This is a genomic window from Silanimonas algicola, from assembly GCF_054777375.1.
In genome coordinates this window covers 111,120-126,426 of sequence record NZ_BAAHAS010000001.1, presented here as the reverse complement: position 1 = coordinate 126,426, position 15,307 = coordinate 111,120, and the positions used below count along the sequence as shown (strand labels likewise).

Annotated in this window: 16 protein-coding genes; 15 read left to right on the top strand and 1 reads right to left on the bottom strand. The window is 69.9% G+C overall.

All coding sequences use genetic code 11. The features are described 5' to 3' along the window. Window positions 1-40: 40 nt before the first annotated feature. Genes lepA through recO form a run of 6 tightly spaced genes read left to right on the top strand, consistent with a single transcriptional unit; the run spans window position 41 to window position 5,441 of the window. Window positions 41-1,840, top strand: a complete 1,800-nt coding sequence (gene lepA, locus ACYVAK_RS00610) for a translation elongation factor 4 (RefSeq protein ID WP_461056976.1) — start codon at window positions 41-43, stop codon at window positions 1,838-1,840. Between the two features lie 9 nt (window positions 1,841-1,849). After that, window positions 1,850-2,668 carry a signal peptidase I gene (lepB, locus tag ACYVAK_RS00605; RefSeq protein ID WP_461056974.1) on the top strand — a complete coding sequence of 273 codons (819 nt, stop codon included), beginning with the start codon at window positions 1,850-1,852 and terminating at the stop codon, window positions 2,666-2,668. A 16-nt stretch (window positions 2,669-2,684) separates the two neighbouring features. After that, on the top strand, window positions 2,685-3,047 hold the full coding sequence (locus ACYVAK_RS00600) for a DUF4845 domain-containing protein (protein WP_461056972.1): 363 nt from the start codon (window positions 2,685-2,687) through the stop codon (window positions 3,045-3,047). Between the two features lie 10 nt (window positions 3,048-3,057). Continuing rightward, complete coding sequence (rnc, locus tag ACYVAK_RS00595; protein WP_461056970.1) at window positions 3,058-3,750, top strand: ribonuclease III; 693 nt, start codon at window positions 3,058-3,060, stop codon at window positions 3,748-3,750. Next, window positions 3,747-4,661, top strand: a complete 915-nt coding sequence (gene era / locus ACYVAK_RS00590; protein ID WP_461056968.1) for a GTPase Era — start codon at window positions 3,747-3,749, stop codon at window positions 4,659-4,661. The genes rnc and era overlap by 4 nt, the downstream gene beginning before the upstream one ends. A gap of 9 nt (window positions 4,662-4,670) precedes the next feature. Beyond that, window positions 4,671-5,441, top strand: coding sequence for a DNA repair protein RecO (recO, locus tag ACYVAK_RS00585; RefSeq protein WP_461056966.1), 771 nt, complete (start codon window positions 4,671-4,673; stop codon window positions 5,439-5,441). Here recO and ACYVAK_RS00580 read toward each other — a convergent pair. Continuing rightward, window positions 5,397-6,065, bottom strand: a complete 669-nt coding sequence (locus tag ACYVAK_RS00580) for a response regulator (RefSeq protein WP_461056964.1) — start codon at window positions 6,063-6,065, stop codon at window positions 5,397-5,399. The two genes, recO and ACYVAK_RS00580, sit on opposite strands and share 45 nt — an antisense overlap. Window positions 6,066-6,162: 97 nt before the next feature. On the opposite strand from ACYVAK_RS00580, the gene ACYVAK_RS00575 reads away from it, so the two are divergent. The 9 genes from ACYVAK_RS00575 to ACYVAK_RS00535 all read left to right on the top strand — a co-directional run. Then, on the top strand, window positions 6,163-8,163 hold the full coding sequence (locus ACYVAK_RS00575; protein ID WP_461056962.1) for a hypothetical protein: 2,001 nt from the start codon (window positions 6,163-6,165) through the stop codon (window positions 8,161-8,163). 127 nt (window positions 8,164-8,290) lie between these two features. Beyond that, window positions 8,291-8,956, top strand: a complete 666-nt coding sequence (locus ACYVAK_RS00570; protein ID WP_461056960.1) for a YdbL family probable chaperone protein — start codon at window positions 8,291-8,293, stop codon at window positions 8,954-8,956. 99 nt (window positions 8,957-9,055) lie between these two features. Beyond that, window positions 9,056-10,429 (top strand): 23S rRNA (uracil(1939)-C(5))-methyltransferase RlmD, encoded by a 1,374-nt coding sequence (rlmD, locus tag ACYVAK_RS00565; protein WP_461056958.1) that lies wholly within the window; start codon window positions 9,056-9,058, stop codon window positions 10,427-10,429. Continuing rightward, window positions 10,429-10,938, top strand: a complete 510-nt coding sequence (locus tag ACYVAK_RS00560; RefSeq protein WP_461056956.1) for a CYTH domain-containing protein — start codon at window positions 10,429-10,431, stop codon at window positions 10,936-10,938. The genes rlmD and ACYVAK_RS00560 overlap by 1 nt, the downstream gene beginning before the upstream one ends. Beyond that, window positions 10,932-11,939 carry a beta-N-acetylhexosaminidase gene (gene nagZ, locus ACYVAK_RS00555; RefSeq protein WP_461056954.1) on the top strand — a complete coding sequence of 336 codons (1,008 nt, stop codon included), beginning with the start codon at window positions 10,932-10,934 and terminating at the stop codon, window positions 11,937-11,939. Before ACYVAK_RS00560 ends, nagZ begins: the two co-directional genes overlap by 7 nt. Before the next feature lie 9 nt (window positions 11,940-11,948). Continuing rightward, window positions 11,949-12,506, top strand: a complete 558-nt coding sequence (locus tag ACYVAK_RS00550) for a hypoxanthine-guanine phosphoribosyltransferase (protein ID WP_461056952.1) — start codon at window positions 11,949-11,951, stop codon at window positions 12,504-12,506. Further along, window positions 12,503-13,249 carry an S-methyl-5'-thioinosine phosphorylase gene (locus ACYVAK_RS00545; RefSeq protein WP_461056950.1) on the top strand — a complete coding sequence of 249 codons (747 nt, stop codon included), beginning with the start codon at window positions 12,503-12,505 and terminating at the stop codon, window positions 13,247-13,249. Before ACYVAK_RS00550 ends, ACYVAK_RS00545 begins: the two co-directional genes overlap by 4 nt. A 25-nt stretch (window positions 13,250-13,274) precedes the next feature. After that, window positions 13,275-14,534: an FAD-dependent oxidoreductase gene (locus tag ACYVAK_RS00540; RefSeq protein ID WP_461056948.1), complete on the top strand. Its 1,260-nt coding sequence runs from the start codon at window positions 13,275-13,277 to the stop codon at window positions 14,532-14,534. Between the two features lie 180 nt (window positions 14,535-14,714). Next, the coding region (locus tag ACYVAK_RS00535) for a PAS domain S-box protein (RefSeq protein WP_461056946.1) at window positions 14,715-15,307 on the top strand (593 nt) is incomplete at its 3' end.

Sequence of the window (15,307 nt, the reverse complement as noted above, 5' to 3'; positions counted from 1 at the left end):
GCTGGCCCTATCGGGGCATCGTCTTCCCGGCACCCACCCCATGCAGCATATCCGCAACTTCTCGATCATCGCCCACGTCGACCACGGCAAGTCGACGCTCGCCGACCGCATCATCCAGCTCTGCGGCGGCCTCGAGGATCGCGAGATGGAGGCGCAGGTACTCGACTCGAACCCCATCGAGCGCGAGCGCGGCATCACCATCAAAGCCCAGTCCGTCTCGCTGCCCTACACGGCGAAGAACGGCCAGACCTACCAGCTCAACTTCATCGACACGCCCGGCCACGTCGACTTCAGCTACGAGGTGTCGCGCTCGCTGGCCGCCTGCGAGGGGGCGCTGCTCGTCGTCGATGCGGCGCAGGGCGTCGAGGCGCAGTCGGTAGCGAATTGCTACACCGCCGTCGAGCAGGGCCTCGAAGTGGTCCCGGTGCTCAACAAGATCGACCTGCCGACCGCCGACACCGAGCGTGCCAAGCGCGAGATCGAGGCCGTGATCGGCATCGATGCCGAGGACGCCGTCGCCATTTCCGCGAAGACCGGCTTGAACGTGCGCGACGTGCTCGAGGCCATCGTGGCGCGCATCCCGCCGCCGAAGGTCGGCGACACCGACAAGCTGCAGGCGCTGATCATCGACTCGTGGTTCGACAACTACCTCGGCGTGGTCTCGCTGGTGCGCGTCGTGCAGGGCGAGATCCGCAAGGGCGACAAGATCCAGGTGATGTCGACCGGCCGCGTGCACGAAGTGGACAGCGTCGGCGTGTTCACCCCGAAGCGGAAGATCAAGGACGCGCTGCTGCCCGGCGAGGTCGGCTTCCTCACCGCGTCGATCAAGGACGTGCACGGTGCGCCGGTGGGCGACACGCTGACCTCCGCCCGCGATCCGGCGGCCTCGGCACTGCCAGGCTTCCAGAAGATGCAGCCGCGCGTGTTCGCCGGCCTGTTCCCGACCGCGGCCGACGACTACCCGGCGCTGCGCGAGGCGTTGGAGAAGCTGCGCCTCAACGACGCCGCCCTGCAGTTCGAGCCGGAAAGCTCGGAAGCGATGGGCTTCGGCTTCCGCTGCGGCTTCCTCGGCATGCTGCACATGGAGATCGTTCAGGAGCGCCTCGAGCGCGAGTACGACCTCGACCTCGTCACGACGGCGCCCACGGTGGTCTACGAGCTGGTGCAGACCGACGGCGAGGTGATGAAGCTGGACAACCCCGCGCGCCTGCCGCCGGTGAACAAGATCCAGGAAATCCGCGAGCCGATCATCCGCGCCAACATCCTCACGCCCGAGGAATACATCGGCAACATCATCAAGCTCTGCGAGGAGAAGCGCGGCAGCCAGATCGGCATCACCTACCTCGGCAGCCAGGTGCAGATCGCCTACGAGCTGCCGATGGCCGAGGTGGTGCTCGACTTCTTTGACCGCCTGAAGTCGGTGTCGCGGGGCTACGCCTCGCTCGACTACCACTTCCTTCGCTTCGAGGCCGGCCCGTTCGTGCGCGTCGACGTGCTGATCAACGGCGACAAGGTCGACGCCATGTCGATGATCCTGCACCGCGCCCACGCCGACCGCCGTGGCCGCGACCTCTGCGAACGCATGCGCGAGCTGATCCCGCGGCAGATGTTCGACGTCGCCATCCAGGCCGCCGTCGGCTCGCAGATCATCGCCCGCTCCACGGTCAAGGCGATGCGCAAGAACGTGCTCGCGAAGTGCTACGGCGGCGACGCCACGCGCAAGAAGAAGCTCCTCGAGAAGCAGAAGGAGGGCAAGAAGCGCATGAAGCAGTTCGGCAAGGTGGAAATCCCGCAGGAAGCCTTCCTCGCGGTGCTCTCGGTCGACAACAACTCCAAGTAAGGACGCCGCGTGAAGCTGGATTTCGCCCTCATCCTCACCGCCCTGACGCTGCTCTGCGGTGCCTTCTGGCTGGTGGACAAGCTGGTGTTGTCCAAGCGTCGTGCCGCAGGCGACAAGCCGAACGAGACGGTGGATTTCTTCGCCTCCCTGTTCCCTGTGCTGGCGATCGTCCTGTGCCTGCGGAGCTTCGTGTACGAGCCCTTCCGCATCCCGTCCTCATCGATGATGCCCACCCTGCTGATCGGCGACTTCATCCTCGTCAACAAGTTCGCCTACGGCGTCCGGCTGCCGGTGACGAACACCGTGCTGTTCGAGACCGGTACCCCGGAGCGCGGCGACGTCGTCGTTTTCCGCTACCCGGGCCGGAACCCGCCGGTGCCCGGCGATCCGCCCGCCGGCACCGACTACATCAAGCGCGTCATCGGCCTTCCCGGCGACACCATTACCGTCCGCCAGAATCGCTTGGCCGTGAACGGCGCGCCGGTCGCCTACGGCGACGAGGCGATCTACGTGGGCAGCGGCGCCCCGGCGGCCATCGAGATGACGGGCGCGACCCGCGTCAGCGAGGCCCTCGCCCCGGGCAAGGAACACGCCATCCTCGACAAATGGTCGCGACAGATGGCCTACGGCGACGGCGAGTACGTGGTGCCGGACGGGCATTACTTCGTGCTCGGCGACAACCGCGTCGCCTCGGACGACGGCCGCTTCTGGGGCTTCGTGCCGGCGGCCAACCTGGCCGGCCGCGCCGACGTCATCTGGCTCAACTGCTCGAACTGGGCTTGCGTGGACAGCTTCGATTGGCGTCGAATGGGCGATGTCATCCGCTAAACCCCCGGGGTCGCCCATGCACCAGCGTCAGCGCGGTATCAGCTTCATCGGATTCATCGTCGTCCTGGCGGTGGTCGGGTTCTTCCTGTTCCTCGGCATGAAGATCGGGCCGACTTACATCGAGTACTACTCGATCCGCAATGCGGTCAACAAGGTCGCCGCCGAGGCGCAAGCCGCGGACATCAACACGATCCGCAGGGCGATGGACCGGCAGATGACGATCGACTACGCCGACTCGTACAAGCCGGAGTTCGTCCGCGTCGTGCGCGATGGCAACCAGCTCAATCTCGTGCTGAACTACGAGATCCGCAAGCCGTTGATCTACAACATCGATTTCGTCGCCAAGTTCCATCACTCGGCGCCGATCCGCCAGCCTTGACCGATCAGGCATGAAGGCAGGCTTCGGCCATCGGTTCGCCGACCCGGGCCGCCTCGAGACGGCGCTGCGGCATCGCAGCGCCGGCGCGCCGCACAACGAGCGGCTCGAGTTCCTCGGCGACGCCGTGCTCGCCCTGCTGATTGCCGAGGCCCTGCACGAGCGCTGGCCGCAGGCCGACGAAGGCGCCCTGACCCGGGCGCGCTCGGCCCTCGTGAGGGAATCGAACCTCGCGACCATCGCACGGGGCCTTGGCCTCGGGGATCGCCTGCAACTCGGCCCGGGCGAGATGAAGTCGGGCGGCAGGCACCGCGATTCCATCCTCGCCGATGCCCTCGAGGCGGTGGTCGGGGCGATCTACCTCGATGGTGGGCTCGAGGCCTGCCGCATCGTCGCCCTGCCGTGGTTCGAGGCGGGCTTGGCCGCCATGCCCACCGGCAAGGTCGACAAGGACCCCAAGACCCGGCTGCAGGAATGGTTGCAGGCGCGCCAGTGGGCGCGGCCGGAGTACGAGCTCGTGGAGGCCCGCGGGCCCGACCATTCCCGGCACTTCCGCGTGCGGGCCCGCGCGGGCGAGCCCCTGCTGGAAGTGGAAGGCGAGGGCACCTCGCTTCGCAATGCCGAGCAGGCCTCCGCTGAAGCCCTGCTGGCCGCCCTGGAGCGCGATTATCCGAAGGGCCGCGGCGCCGCTACACTGCCGGCATGAGCGACACCCTCGATACCGACACCCCGCACCGCGCCGGCACCATCGCCGTGCTCGGCCGCCCCAACGTGGGCAAGTCCACCCTCGTGAACGCCCTGGTCGGCGCCAAGGTGAGCATCGTCTCGCCGAAACCGCAGACCACGCGCCATCGCCTTCTCGGCATCGCCACCTTCCAGGACGGCCAGATCGCCCTGGTGGACACGCCCGGGCTGCACCGCGACCAGAGCGGGCGCGCGATGAACCGGTACATGAACCGGGCTGCCCGTGGCGCGGTGGAAGACGTCGACGGCGCCGCCCTCGTCGTCGAGGCTGGCCGTTGGACCGACGAGGACAGCCTCGCCTACAAGGTGCTGCGCGACGCCGGGGTGCCGGTCGTGCTCGTCATCAACAAGGTCGACAAGCTGGCCGAGAAGGGCGCGCTGCTGCCCTTCATCGCCGAAGTGACCAAGGACCGCGAGTTCGCCGCGGTGCATCCGATCGCCGCGCGCAAGCAGGATGGCTTGCGCCCGCTGGTGAAGAGCCTGATCTCGGTGCTGCCGGAGTCGCCGCCGCTGTTCGCCGAGGACGAGATCACCGACCGCAGCGAGCGTTTCCTCGCCGCCGAGCTGGTGCGCGAGCAGCTGATGCGCAAGCTCGGCCAGGAAGTGCCCTACTCGACGACGGTCGAGATCGAGAAGTTCGAAGAAGAGGGCGAGAAGCTGCGCATCGCCGCCATCATCTGGGTCGAGCGTGATGGCCAGAAGGCCATCGTGATCGGCCAGGGCGGCGAGATGCTGAAGACCATCGGCAGCGCCGCGCGCATCTCGATGGAGAAGCTCTTCGGACGCCGCGTCTTCCTGCAGACCTGGGTGCGCGTGCGCGAGGGCTGGTCGGACGACGAATCGGCGCTGCGCCAGTTCGGCTACGGCGAGTAGCCAGCCCCCGTGCGCGTCGGCGGTGAACGCGCCTTCGTGCTGCATGCGCGGCCCTGGCGCGAGACCAGCCTGCTGGTCGAACTGTTGAGCGAGCACCACGGCCGCATCGGCGTGGTGGCCCGGGGCGTGCAGGGGGCCAAGCAGCAGGCGCGCCGCGCCGCGCTGCAGCCTTGGCAGGCCATTGAATTCGACGCGGCGCAACGGGGCGAGCTTTGGACGCTGGCGCGCTGGGAAGCGGTGGATGCCGCGCCGAGGCATGCGGGCGATGCGGCGTTGGCGGGCTTCTACGTGCACGAATTGCTGCTCCGCCTGCTGCCTCGCCAGGACGCCGTTCCCGAGGTGTTCGTGCGCTATGGCGCCTTGCGCGGTGAGCTCGCCGAAGTCACCCCGCCCGACGGCCCACGCCCGTTGGCCTGGACCCTGCGCCGCTTCGAACGCGACTTGTTGGACGCCCTCGGCCTCGGGCTGCCTTGGGGCGAAACCGCCGACGGCGAGCCGCTCGACCCGGCGGCACGCTACCGCATCGATCCCGAGCACGGGGCTTGGCGCGATCGTAGCCATGCCTCTGACAGCCTTCGCGGCAGCGCGCTGCTGGCGCTGGCGGAAGACCGCTGTCCGCCGGCTGACGAGGTCGGCGAATTGCGTCGTGGGCTGCGGGCCATCCTCGCGCATCATCTCGGTGGCAAGCCCCTCAAGGCCTGGAGCCTGATGGCCGAAGTCGCCCGGGTAGGGCGTTCACACCCTGGGGCTGGCGAGCGTCTCGTCGATCCGGCGGAGTAGTCGTTTTGCGGCCTCACCATCCGCCGGTTCCGCATGCAGGGCTTCGGCCGCTCCGGCCAAGGCGGTGGCGCCGACGAAGCCGCAGCCGGCGCGTAACTGGTGCAGCACGGCACGAAGGCCGGCGACGTCGTCGCCGGTGAGCGCGGCAACGACCCGCTCACGCTGGCGCGGCAGTTCCTCGAGGAACAGGGTTCGCATGCGCCGAAGGGCTGCGTCGGAACCGCCCAGTGCCGACAGCGCCCGGGCGTTGTCCCATGCCTCGGACGCGTTGCCCAGCCACGGTGCCAGTGCGTCGCGGAGCATGGATGCCGAGAGCGGCTTGCCGAGGGCCTCGGCAAAACCACTGGCCATGAGCCGGCGCCGACGCTCGACGTCCAGCTCGGCCGTGAGCGCCACCGCCGGCGTCCGGTTGCCGAGCGCCCGCTGGCGGGCCAGCCAGGCATCGCCTTGCCCGTCCGGCAGCGCAACGTCGAGGAGCAGCAGGCCGTAGTGATGCTCGGCGCAAAGGGCGCCGGCATCGGCCAGCGTGCGTGCCACGTCGACGATACCGAACGGCGACAGATTGATCCGGGCGAACTCGCGGCTTGCGGGATCATCTTCCACCACCAGGAAGCGTAGGCTCACGGCATCCTCCTCGATGCATGCTCCAATCAGGATGCCGGTCGCCGTCGCAAGCCACTATAGGAAAACTCTGACAGTGCTCCTCCGAACGGTGTTGGTCGTGGCCGCGGTCCTGCTTGCGACGCCCGAAACCGGCGCTCGCGAACTGCGCGTCGGCATCGCTCGCGTGGACGCCGGTGCAGCCCGTGCCGAAACCGTCGGCATCCGGCTCCGGACTGGCGCGGCCGGCGCGGATCCGATCGGGCTGGCGGTCGAGGCGGCGCGGGTGGAACTGCCGGACGCGGCGCTCCGCCTCGAGCGGGTGGCATGGTCCTGCGAGCGCGTCGCGACGCTCGATCCGTTGACGTGCGACGGGCCGCTGCACGTCGGTGGCCGTGAGGCCGGCCGGCTGGTGGTCGATCTCTCCGCCGCGCGGACGCGGATGGCTTGGTCGCAGGGACGCCGCTCGCTGCGCGTCGACAAGGACGTGGCCTCGCCCTGGCGCGTTGCGCTCCAAGACATCCCGCTGGCGTGGTTGCAGGGGCTCCAGAGGCAGATTTGGGCCGACGGTCGAATCGACGACGGCACGGTGTCCGGTACCTTGACCGTTCCGGTTGGCGATGACTCGACCCGGATCGACGCCGACGTGCGGCTTGAGCGGCTCGCCTTCGAGACGCTGGACGGCCTGATGGCGGGGGCCGGCCTGTCGATGCCGCTGCGGCTGAGCTACGTGGCGTTCCCCGCGAAGGCCTCGGAACCGGCGGGCGTGCGCGTGTCGATCGAAGCCGGCTTGCGGGCCGGCGAGTTGCTGGTGACCCCGATCTATCTCGCGGTGCCGGCGGGTGGCGTCGACCTCCGTCTCGACGCCGAGTCCGCGCCCGACGGCGGCTGGCGCGTCTCCCGTTGGGCGTGGGGCGACGCGCCCGCCCTCCAGGCGGAGGGCGACGCCCGCTTGGGCCCGGACGGTACTGTCTCGGCGCTGGCGGCACGCTGGGCCTCGCCGGACCTTGCGGCGCTTCGCGCCCGCTACCTCGACGGCGTGCTTGCGCCGGCGGGTTTCGGCGAGCTGCAGTTGGCGGGGCAGGGTGGCGGCGCCGTCGCGTTCGATCCCGAGGGGCTGTCCGCGCTCGATGTCGATCTTCGCGAGGCCATCGCCATCGATCCGAAAGGACGCTTCTCGTTGGCAGGGATCGATGGCGGCGTGCGCTGGTCGCGCGACGCCGACGTCACGGCCAGCGCCCTGGGCTGGCGGGCCGCCGCGCTGTACGGCATCGGCATCGAAGCCGGGCGGCTCGGTTTCCGCAGCAGCGGGGGGCAGCTCGTCCTTGCGGCCCCATTGCGGGCCGGGACACTCGGCGGGCATCTGCGGCTCGACCGGCTGGTGTGGCGACCGGCTCGCGGCGAGGCGCCCCTGCGTATCGAGATGGGGCTGGCGCTCGAAGCCCTCGACCTTGGCAGCCTGTCCCAACGCCTTGGCTGGCCCGATTTCGAGGGCACGCTGGGCGGGACCCTGCCCAATGCCCTGTACGAGCGGAACCGCGTGCGCTTCGAGGGGGGGCTCGCCATGCAGCTGTTCGGTGGCGAGGTCCGCATCGATGACCTCGCGCTCGAGCGGCCATTCGGCGTGGCGCCGTCGTTGGCGGCCAACCTGCGCTTCCAGGACATCGACCTCGCGCCGTTGACCGGTGCCTTCGGTTTCGGCGAGATCACCGGACGCCTCGACGGGCGTATCCGCGACCTGCGCCTCGTCGATTGGACGCCGGTCGCCTTCGACGCGCGCCTGCTGACCGACCGCGACTGGGCCGGGCCGCGTCGCATCAGCCAGCGCGCCGTGCAGGACATCTCCGACCTCGGGGGCTCCGGGCTGGTCGCCGGGATGCAGGCCCGGCTGCTGCGCACGTTCGACGATTTCGGTTACGACCGCATCGGTATCGGCTGCGTGCTGCGCGACAACCGTTGCGCCATGACCGGCTTGAAGAAGCGAGGCGACGGTTACGTGATCATCGACGGCCGCGGCCTGCCGCGAATCGATGTGGTGGGGTTCCGGCGCAGCGTCGACTGGCCGACGCTGGTCTCGCGCCTGAAGGACGCCACCGAAGGCGACACGCTGCGGATCGAGTGACGCCCCCGCGCACGGCGGCCCCTCGGCGACTGCCTGAACGCCGGGCGACGGCAGCGAGGTTCCGGCTTGCGCGGCACGTGATCTACGGCGTTAGCATCGCGGGAACCCGCCAATGAAGGTGATCGCCATGCGCCCGCCCCTGATGAAGCTCTCCGTCCTGCTTCTGCCCGTCGTGCTGTTGGCGTCATGTGTCACCATCAACGTGTACTTCCCGGCTGCCGAGGCGCAGAAGGCGGCGGAGGAATTCGTCGAGGACGTGATCGGTGGGGCGTCGGCCGCCAGCGGCGGGTCGACCAGTGTTGAGCACGGCGAGGCCGGCCGTTTCGTCGCGGCGACGGTCGAGGGTCGTGGCGTCGTTCCCGTTCGCGTGTTCTCGCATACCGAAGCGCGTTTCGACCCGCTCGGTTTCCTCATCGCCAGCGCGCATGCGCAGGAGAACGTCGACATCCGCATCCGCACGCCGGCCATCCAGGCCATCCAGGCGCGGATGGCCGAGCGCTTCCAGGGCAGGCTGGCGCCGCTCTTCGACGCCGGGGCGATGGGCTTCGGCAACGACGGCCTCGTCGTGCTGCGCGATCCGTCGAAGGTGCCGCTGGCGCAGCGCACGGCGGCGAACCAGGCGGTCGCCGAGGAGAACCGCGACCGCAACGCCGTCTACCGCGAGATCGCCGTGGCCAACGGCCACCCGGAATGGGAGACGCAGATCCGGCAGACGTTCGCGAAGGAGTGGGTGGCGCAGGCCCGCGCGGGCTGGTGGTACCAGGACAGCGCCGGCGGCTGGAAGCAGAAGTAGGCCGACGCCGACTCACCTTGCGACGGCGCCGGGCGGGGGAGTCGGGGCGAGAAATCCGGGGCGCGATACAATCGCGCCCCGTTCCTTTCCGAGCTTCCCGTGGCACGACAGCGGCAACGACTGGACCCTGATTTCGAGATCGCCATCGACGGCCTGACCCACGACGGTCGGGGCGTCGGCCGCCGCGACGGCAAGGCCGTGTTCGTGGCGGGCGCGCTCCCGGGCGAGCGCGTCCGGGCCAAGCAGACGGCGAAGAACCGCCATTTCGACGAGGCGGCGGCCTTCGAGGTGCTCGACGCCTCGGCCGATCGCGTGGCGCCGCGCTGTGCCCATTTCGGGACCTGCGGCGGCTGCGTGCTGCAGCACCTCGACGAGGCGAAGCAGATCGAGGCCAAGGCCCGCGTGCTCACCGAGAACATGGCGCGTATCGGCCACGTCGAGCCGCGCGAGTGGTTCACTCCGATCCGCGACGCGCAATGGGGCTATCGGCGCAAGGGCCGCCTGTCAGTGCGTTGGGTCGAAAAGAAGGGCAAGGCCCTGGTGGGCTTCCGCGAGCAGGACCCGCGCTTCGTCGCCGATCTGTCCGAGTGCCACACGGTGATCCCGGCCGTGGGTCAGCGCATTCCGGCGCTGTCCGCCTTGGTGGAATCGCTCGACGGCCGCCGCACGCTGCCGCAGATCGAGTTCATCGCCGGCGACGGTGCTTTGGATGGCGGCGTGGCGAGGGAGAGCGGCGTGCTGGCGCTGGTGTTCCGCCACCTCGAACCTCTCTCGGCCGGCGATCTCGAGAAACTGACGGACTTCGCGAAGCGCGAGGCAGTCGCGGTCTTCCTTCAGCCGGGCGGCATCGACACCGTCGCGCCGCTGTGGCCGGAGCACGTCGACCTGCACTTCGACCTCAGCCCCGCGGACGTGGGCGCCGCGGACGGCGTGCGCCTGCAGTTCCGGCCGCTCGATTTCATCCAGGTCAATGCCGGCCTGAACCGCCAGATGATCGCGCGAGCCATCGATCTGCTCGACCTCAAGCCCGGCGAGCGCGTGCTCGACCTGTTCTGCGGCTTGGGCAATTTCACGCTGCCAATCGCGCGGCGCGGCTTCGACGTCGTCGGCGTCGAGGGCGATGCCGGGCTGGTGGCGCGGGCACGGCAGAACGCCGAGGCGAATGGCCTGCCGAACGCGCGCTTCTTCGCCGCCGACCTCGCCAAGGACCTCTCGGGCGAGCCGTGGATGCGCGACGGCTTCGACAAGCTGCTGATCGACCCGCCGCGCGCCGGCGCGGCCGAGGTGCTGGCCCAGCTGCCGCTGAAGACCATTCCCCGCATCGTCTACGTGAGCTGCCACCCGGGCTCGCTGGCCCGCGATGCCGGCTTCCTCGTCAACGAGCGCGGCTACACCCTGCTCGGCGCCGGCGTGATGGACATGTTCCCGCACACCGCGCACGTCGAGTCGATCGCCGTGTTCGAGCGCCGCTGATGGGCATCGAGATCGAACGCAAGTTCCTCGTGCTGGGCGACGCGTGGCGCGCGCAAGCCTCGCGCCGCCAGCGCATGGCCCAGGGCTACCTCAACGACGCGGCATCGCTGCAGGCCGGCGCGCAGAAGGCGTCGGTGCGCGTGCGCATCGCCGGCGAGCAGGCCGCGCTGAACCTGAAGTCGCGTGAGCTCGGCGCCTCGCGTCAGGAGTTCGAGTACGCCATTCCGCTGGCCGATGCGGAAGCCCTGCTGGCGCTCTGCGTCGGCGGCGCCATCGACAAGACCCGGCATTACGTCAACGTCGGCGCGCATCTGTGGGAAGTCGACGAGTTCCACGGCGACAATGCCGGGCTCGTCGTCGCCGAGATCGAGCTGGGCGCGGTCGACGAGGCGTTCGAACGACCAGCGTGGCTCGGCGCGGAAGTGACCGAGCACGCCCGCTACTACAACCTCGCGCTGTCGGCCCGGCCGTTTGCTGCGTGGACCGACGAGGAGAAACACGCGTGCTGATCTTCGGCATCAGTGGTACGGAACTCACCGCGCAGGAGCGCGACTGGCTGCAGCATCCGGCCGCGGCCGGCGTGATCCTGTTCAAGCGCAACTTCGCCTCGCGCGAGCAGGTGACCGAACTCGCCGCCGCCATCCGCGAGGCCGCGCCCCGGCCGCAGCTGCTCTGCGTCGACCAGGAGGGCGGCCGCGTGCAGCGCTTCGTCGAAGGGTTCACCAAACTGCCGGCGCTCGCGCCGTTCGGGCCGCTCTACGAGCGTGATCCCGGCGCCGCCCTGCGCCTCGCGCACGAACACGCCTGGCTGATGGCCAGCGAGATCCGTGCGATCGGCCTCGACCTCAGCTTCGCGCCGGTGGTGGACCTTGGCCGCGGCAACCTCGCCATCGGCGATCGCGCCTTCCATGCCGACCCGCAGGTGGTGGCGGCCTTCACCCGCGCCTACGTGCAGGGCATGCACGCCGCCGGCATGGCGGCGACGCTCAAGCACTTTCCGGGCCACGGCTCGGTGCTCGAAGACACGCACTTCGATGAAGCCGTCGACCCGCGTCCGATGGACGTGCTGGAGCACGAGGACCTCGTGCCCTTCGTCGCCGGCATCGAGGCGGGCGCCGAGGCGGTGATGCTCGCCCACGTCACGTACCCGGCCATCGCACCGGAGCCGGCCGGCTACTCGCCGTTCTGGCTGAAGGACGTGCTGCGCGAGCGCATGGGCTTCCGCGGCGTGGCGTTCTCCGATGACATCGGCATGGCCGCGGCGGAGTCCGCCGGTGGCATCAAGGCGCGCATCGACGCGCATCTGGATGCCGGCTGCGACGTGGTGCTGGTCTGCGCCCCGGCGTTGGTCGAGGACAGCCTGAACGCCTGCGATTCGCGCGGTCCGGCCAACACCGCCGCGCTCGCCGGCCTGATGGGCCGCGGTGCGCTCGGCTGGCAGGGGCTGCTCGCCGACGCCCGCCGTCCCGCCATCCAGTCCGCGCTTGGCGCGTCCCCGTTCATCGCCTGAGAACTCCGAATGACCCGCCCCCTGCTGGCCGATGCCCTGCGCGACTCGCGCGTGATCCATGACCGCTCGGCCATCGATGCCGCCATTGCCCGCGTCGCCGCGGAGCTGCGCGCGGCGTACGCCGATGCCGCCGAGCCGCCGCTGTTCCTGACCGTGATGAATGGCGGGATGCTGTTCGCCACCGGCCTCGCGCTGGCGACCGGCCGCGATTTCGAGTTCGACTACCTGCACGCCACGCGCTACCGCGGCAAGACGACCGGCGAAACGCTGGTGTGGCTGCACCGCCCGCAGACGCCGCTCAAGGGGCGCCGCGTGCTGGTCGTCGACGACATCCTCGACGAGGGCAATACGCTGGTCGGCATCACCCAGTGGTGCCATGACCAGGGCGCCGCCGAAGTGCGCGTGGCCGTGCTCTGCCGCAAGGCGCACGACCGCTGCGCGCCGGATGCGAAGGCCGAGCACATCGGCCTCGAGGTGCCGGACTTCTACGTCTACGGTTACGGCATGGACTTCTACGAACAGGGCCGCAACCTGCCGGCCATCTACGCGTGGGAGCCTCAGGCATGAGCCGCGCCATCGACTTCGCCGTCATCGGCGGCACCGGCCTGTACAAGCTGGCCGAGCTCGAGGGTGTTGAGACGCACACCGTCGACACGCCCTACGGCATGCCCTCGGCGCCGGTGCGCGTGGGCGGCTTCGGCCCGCACCGCATCGCCTTCATGGCGCGCCATGGCGAGGGCCACGCGATGCCGCCGCACCGCATCAACTACCGCGCCAACCTGTGGGCGCTGAAATCGATCGGCGCGACGCGCGTCGTCGCGGTCAATTCGGTCGGCGGGATCACGTCAGGCTGGGGCCCCCGCGTCATCGGCGTGCCCGACCAGATCATCGATTACACGCACGGCCGCACCGTGAGCCTGTGGGACGGCGAGGGCGAGGCCCTGCACGTCGACTTCGGCGACCCGTACACGCCGTCGCTGCGCCGTGCCTTGGTCGAGGCGGCGAAGGCCGCCGGCGTGCCGGTCGTCGATGGCGGCTGCTACGGCGCCACGCAGGGCCCGCGGCTGGAGACCAAGGCCGAGATCGAACGCCTGCGCCGCGACGGCTGCGACCTCGTCGGGATGACCGGCATGCCGGAAGCCGCGCTCGCGAGGGAGCTTGGCCTCGACTACGCCTGCCTCGCCATCGTCGCGAACTGGGCGGCCGGCCGCGCGCCGACCGACGAGGTGATCACCCTTGAGGACGTGCTGGCGAACATGGCCGCGGCCACCGAGCCTTTGCCCGGATTGCTGCGGGCCTTGACGGTCTGAGCCTCCGACGCGGCCCCCGACGCGCATGAGGCCCCTCGACATCGCCATCGTCGGCTACGGCACCGCCGGCCAAGCGCTGGCGCTGCTGCTCGCCCGCGATGGGCACCGGCTGCAGGTGTTCGAGCAGGCCGAAGCGCCGCGGCCGGTCGGCGCGGGCTTCCTGCTGCAGCCCACCGGGCTGGGGGCGCTGTGGCAGATGGGCCTGCTCGACGCGGTGCTGGCCTACGGGCGGCGCATCGATCGCCTGTATGGCGACACGCCGCGTGGCGACGGCCATCGCGCGGTGATGGACATGCATTACGCTGGGCTCGACGCCCGCCTGTTCGGCTGGGGCCTGCAGCGCGGCGCGCTGTTCGAAGCCCTCCGTGCGGCCTGGCCGGACCACGGGCGCATCACGACCGGGACGCGTATCGAGCGCGCCGACGACGACGGCACGCTGGTCGATGCCGGTGGCCAAAGGCACGGCCCGTTCGATCTGGTGATCGCGGCCGACGGATCGCACTCGGCCCTTCGCCAATCGATGCCCGACGTCGCATCGATGGACGCGGTGTACCCGTGGGGCGCGCTGTGGTGCCTGTGCGAGGACCGCGGCTGGACGCACCCGAAGGAACTCCGGCAGCGCTACCGGCAGGCGCGGAAGATGGTCGGCGTGTTGCCCGTGGGCACGCGGCCCGGTGATGCGCGGCCGATGCTGAGCTTCTTCTGGAGCCTGCCGCGCCAGGCCTTCGAGGCCTGGGAGCGCGAGGGCTTGGACGCGTGGAAGGCCGAACTCGCCGCGCTGTGGCCGGAAGCCGCCGAGCTCGTGGCCGGCATCACCGAGGCCGGAGCGCTCGCCCGCGCCACGTATCGCGACGTGGTGATGCGCGGCCCGTGGCACCGTGGCCGCCTCGTGTTCTGCGGCGATTCGGCCCACGCGATGAGCCCGCAGCTGGGGCAGGGCGTGAACATGGCCCTGCTCGATGCGCTGGCCCTGCGTGATGCCCTTCGAACCTTGCCCGAGGGCGCGGCACCGGAGGCGCGCACGCTGGACGGCGCGCTCCATGCCTTCGCGACGGAGCGCCGCCGCCACGTCGCGATCTACCAGTTCTGGAGCCGCTGGTTGACGCCGGTGTTCCAAGGCGAGCAGGACGCGGTCGCGGCAATGCGCGACGCGCTTTTCGTGCCGATGGGGCGCCTGCCCGGTGGGCGCGGGCAGATGCTGCGCGTGCTGACCGGCACGCAGCGCGGCTGGCTGGGGCGGCAGGCCCTGCCGGCGGCGTTCCTCGATCGACTCGCTTCGGCGTGACGACCCCTTGACCGGGATGCGGTGCGCGTCGCGGCTGGCGATGCGCCTGGCGCCGTGCTTTTGCGAAAAGTGGTGAGATCGACGCCGCCATGGCGATATTTCACCCTTTTTTCACGCCGCGGTTCCCGTACTTTCTGCGCCGCCCTTAATGCCTGTCCGTCCCTCGCCTGGAGGTCTGCCATGTGGTCGTCGCTCGTGCGCTGGTTCCCCGCCACCCGCCAAGCCGAGCAATGGCGAAGCGTCCTCGAACAGGCGCTTGACGCGGTGGTCAGCATCGACCAATCGAACAACGTGACGTTCTTCAACGCGGCGGCGGAGCGGTTGTGGGGCTACTCGCGGGCGGAGGTGCTGGGCCGCAACGTGAAGATGCTGGTGCCGGAGGCGATCCGGCCGGCGCACGACGGGATGGTGGACGCCAACCGGACGACGGGCCGGGACAAGATCGTGGGGACGTCGCGGGACGTGCAGATCTTCCGCAAGGACGGCTCGATGGTGTGGGGCAACCTGTCGCTGTCGAAGGTGCGCCTGGACGGGAAGATCCTGTACACGGCGTTCGTCAAGGACATCACGGCGGAGCGCGAGGGCCGGGAGATCATCAACCAGACGCTGGAGCAGGCGCTGGATGCGGTGGTGACGATCGACCAGTCGAACAACGTGACGTTCTTCAACGCGGCGGCGGAGCGGTTGTGGGGCTACTCGCGGGCGGAGGTGCTGGGCCGCAACGTGAAGATGCTGGTGCCGGAGGCGATCCGGCCGGCGCACGACGGGATGGT

Excerpts from the sequence above, each read along its gene's own strand:
- lepA (WP_461056976.1), top strand. The coding sequence starts at position 41 with ATGCAGCATATCCGCAACTTCTCGATCATCGCCCACGTCGACCACGGC.
- ACYVAK_RS00600 (WP_461056972.1), top strand. The coding sequence starts at position 2,685 with ATGCACCAGCGTCAGCGCGGTATCAGCTTCATCGGATTCATCGTCGTC.
- rnc (WP_461056970.1), top strand. The coding sequence starts at position 3,058 with ATGAAGGCAGGCTTCGGCCATCGGTTCGCCGACCCGGGCCGCCTCGAG.
- era (WP_461056968.1), top strand. The coding sequence starts at position 3,747 with ATGAGCGACACCCTCGATACCGACACCCCGCACCGCGCCGGCACCATC.
- ACYVAK_RS00570 (WP_461056960.1), top strand. The coding sequence starts at position 8,291 with ATGCGCCCGCCCCTGATGAAGCTCTCCGTCCTGCTTCTGCCCGTCGTG.
- ACYVAK_RS00560 (WP_461056956.1), top strand. The coding sequence starts at position 10,429 with ATGGGCATCGAGATCGAACGCAAGTTCCTCGTGCTGGGCGACGCGTGG.
- ACYVAK_RS00550 (WP_461056952.1), top strand. The coding sequence starts at position 11,949 with ATGACCCGCCCCCTGCTGGCCGATGCCCTGCGCGACTCGCGCGTGATC.
- ACYVAK_RS00545 (WP_461056950.1), top strand. The coding sequence starts at position 12,503 with ATGAGCCGCGCCATCGACTTCGCCGTCATCGGCGGCACCGGCCTGTAC.
- ACYVAK_RS00540 (WP_461056948.1), top strand. The coding sequence starts at position 13,275 with ATGAGGCCCCTCGACATCGCCATCGTCGGCTACGGCACCGCCGGCCAA.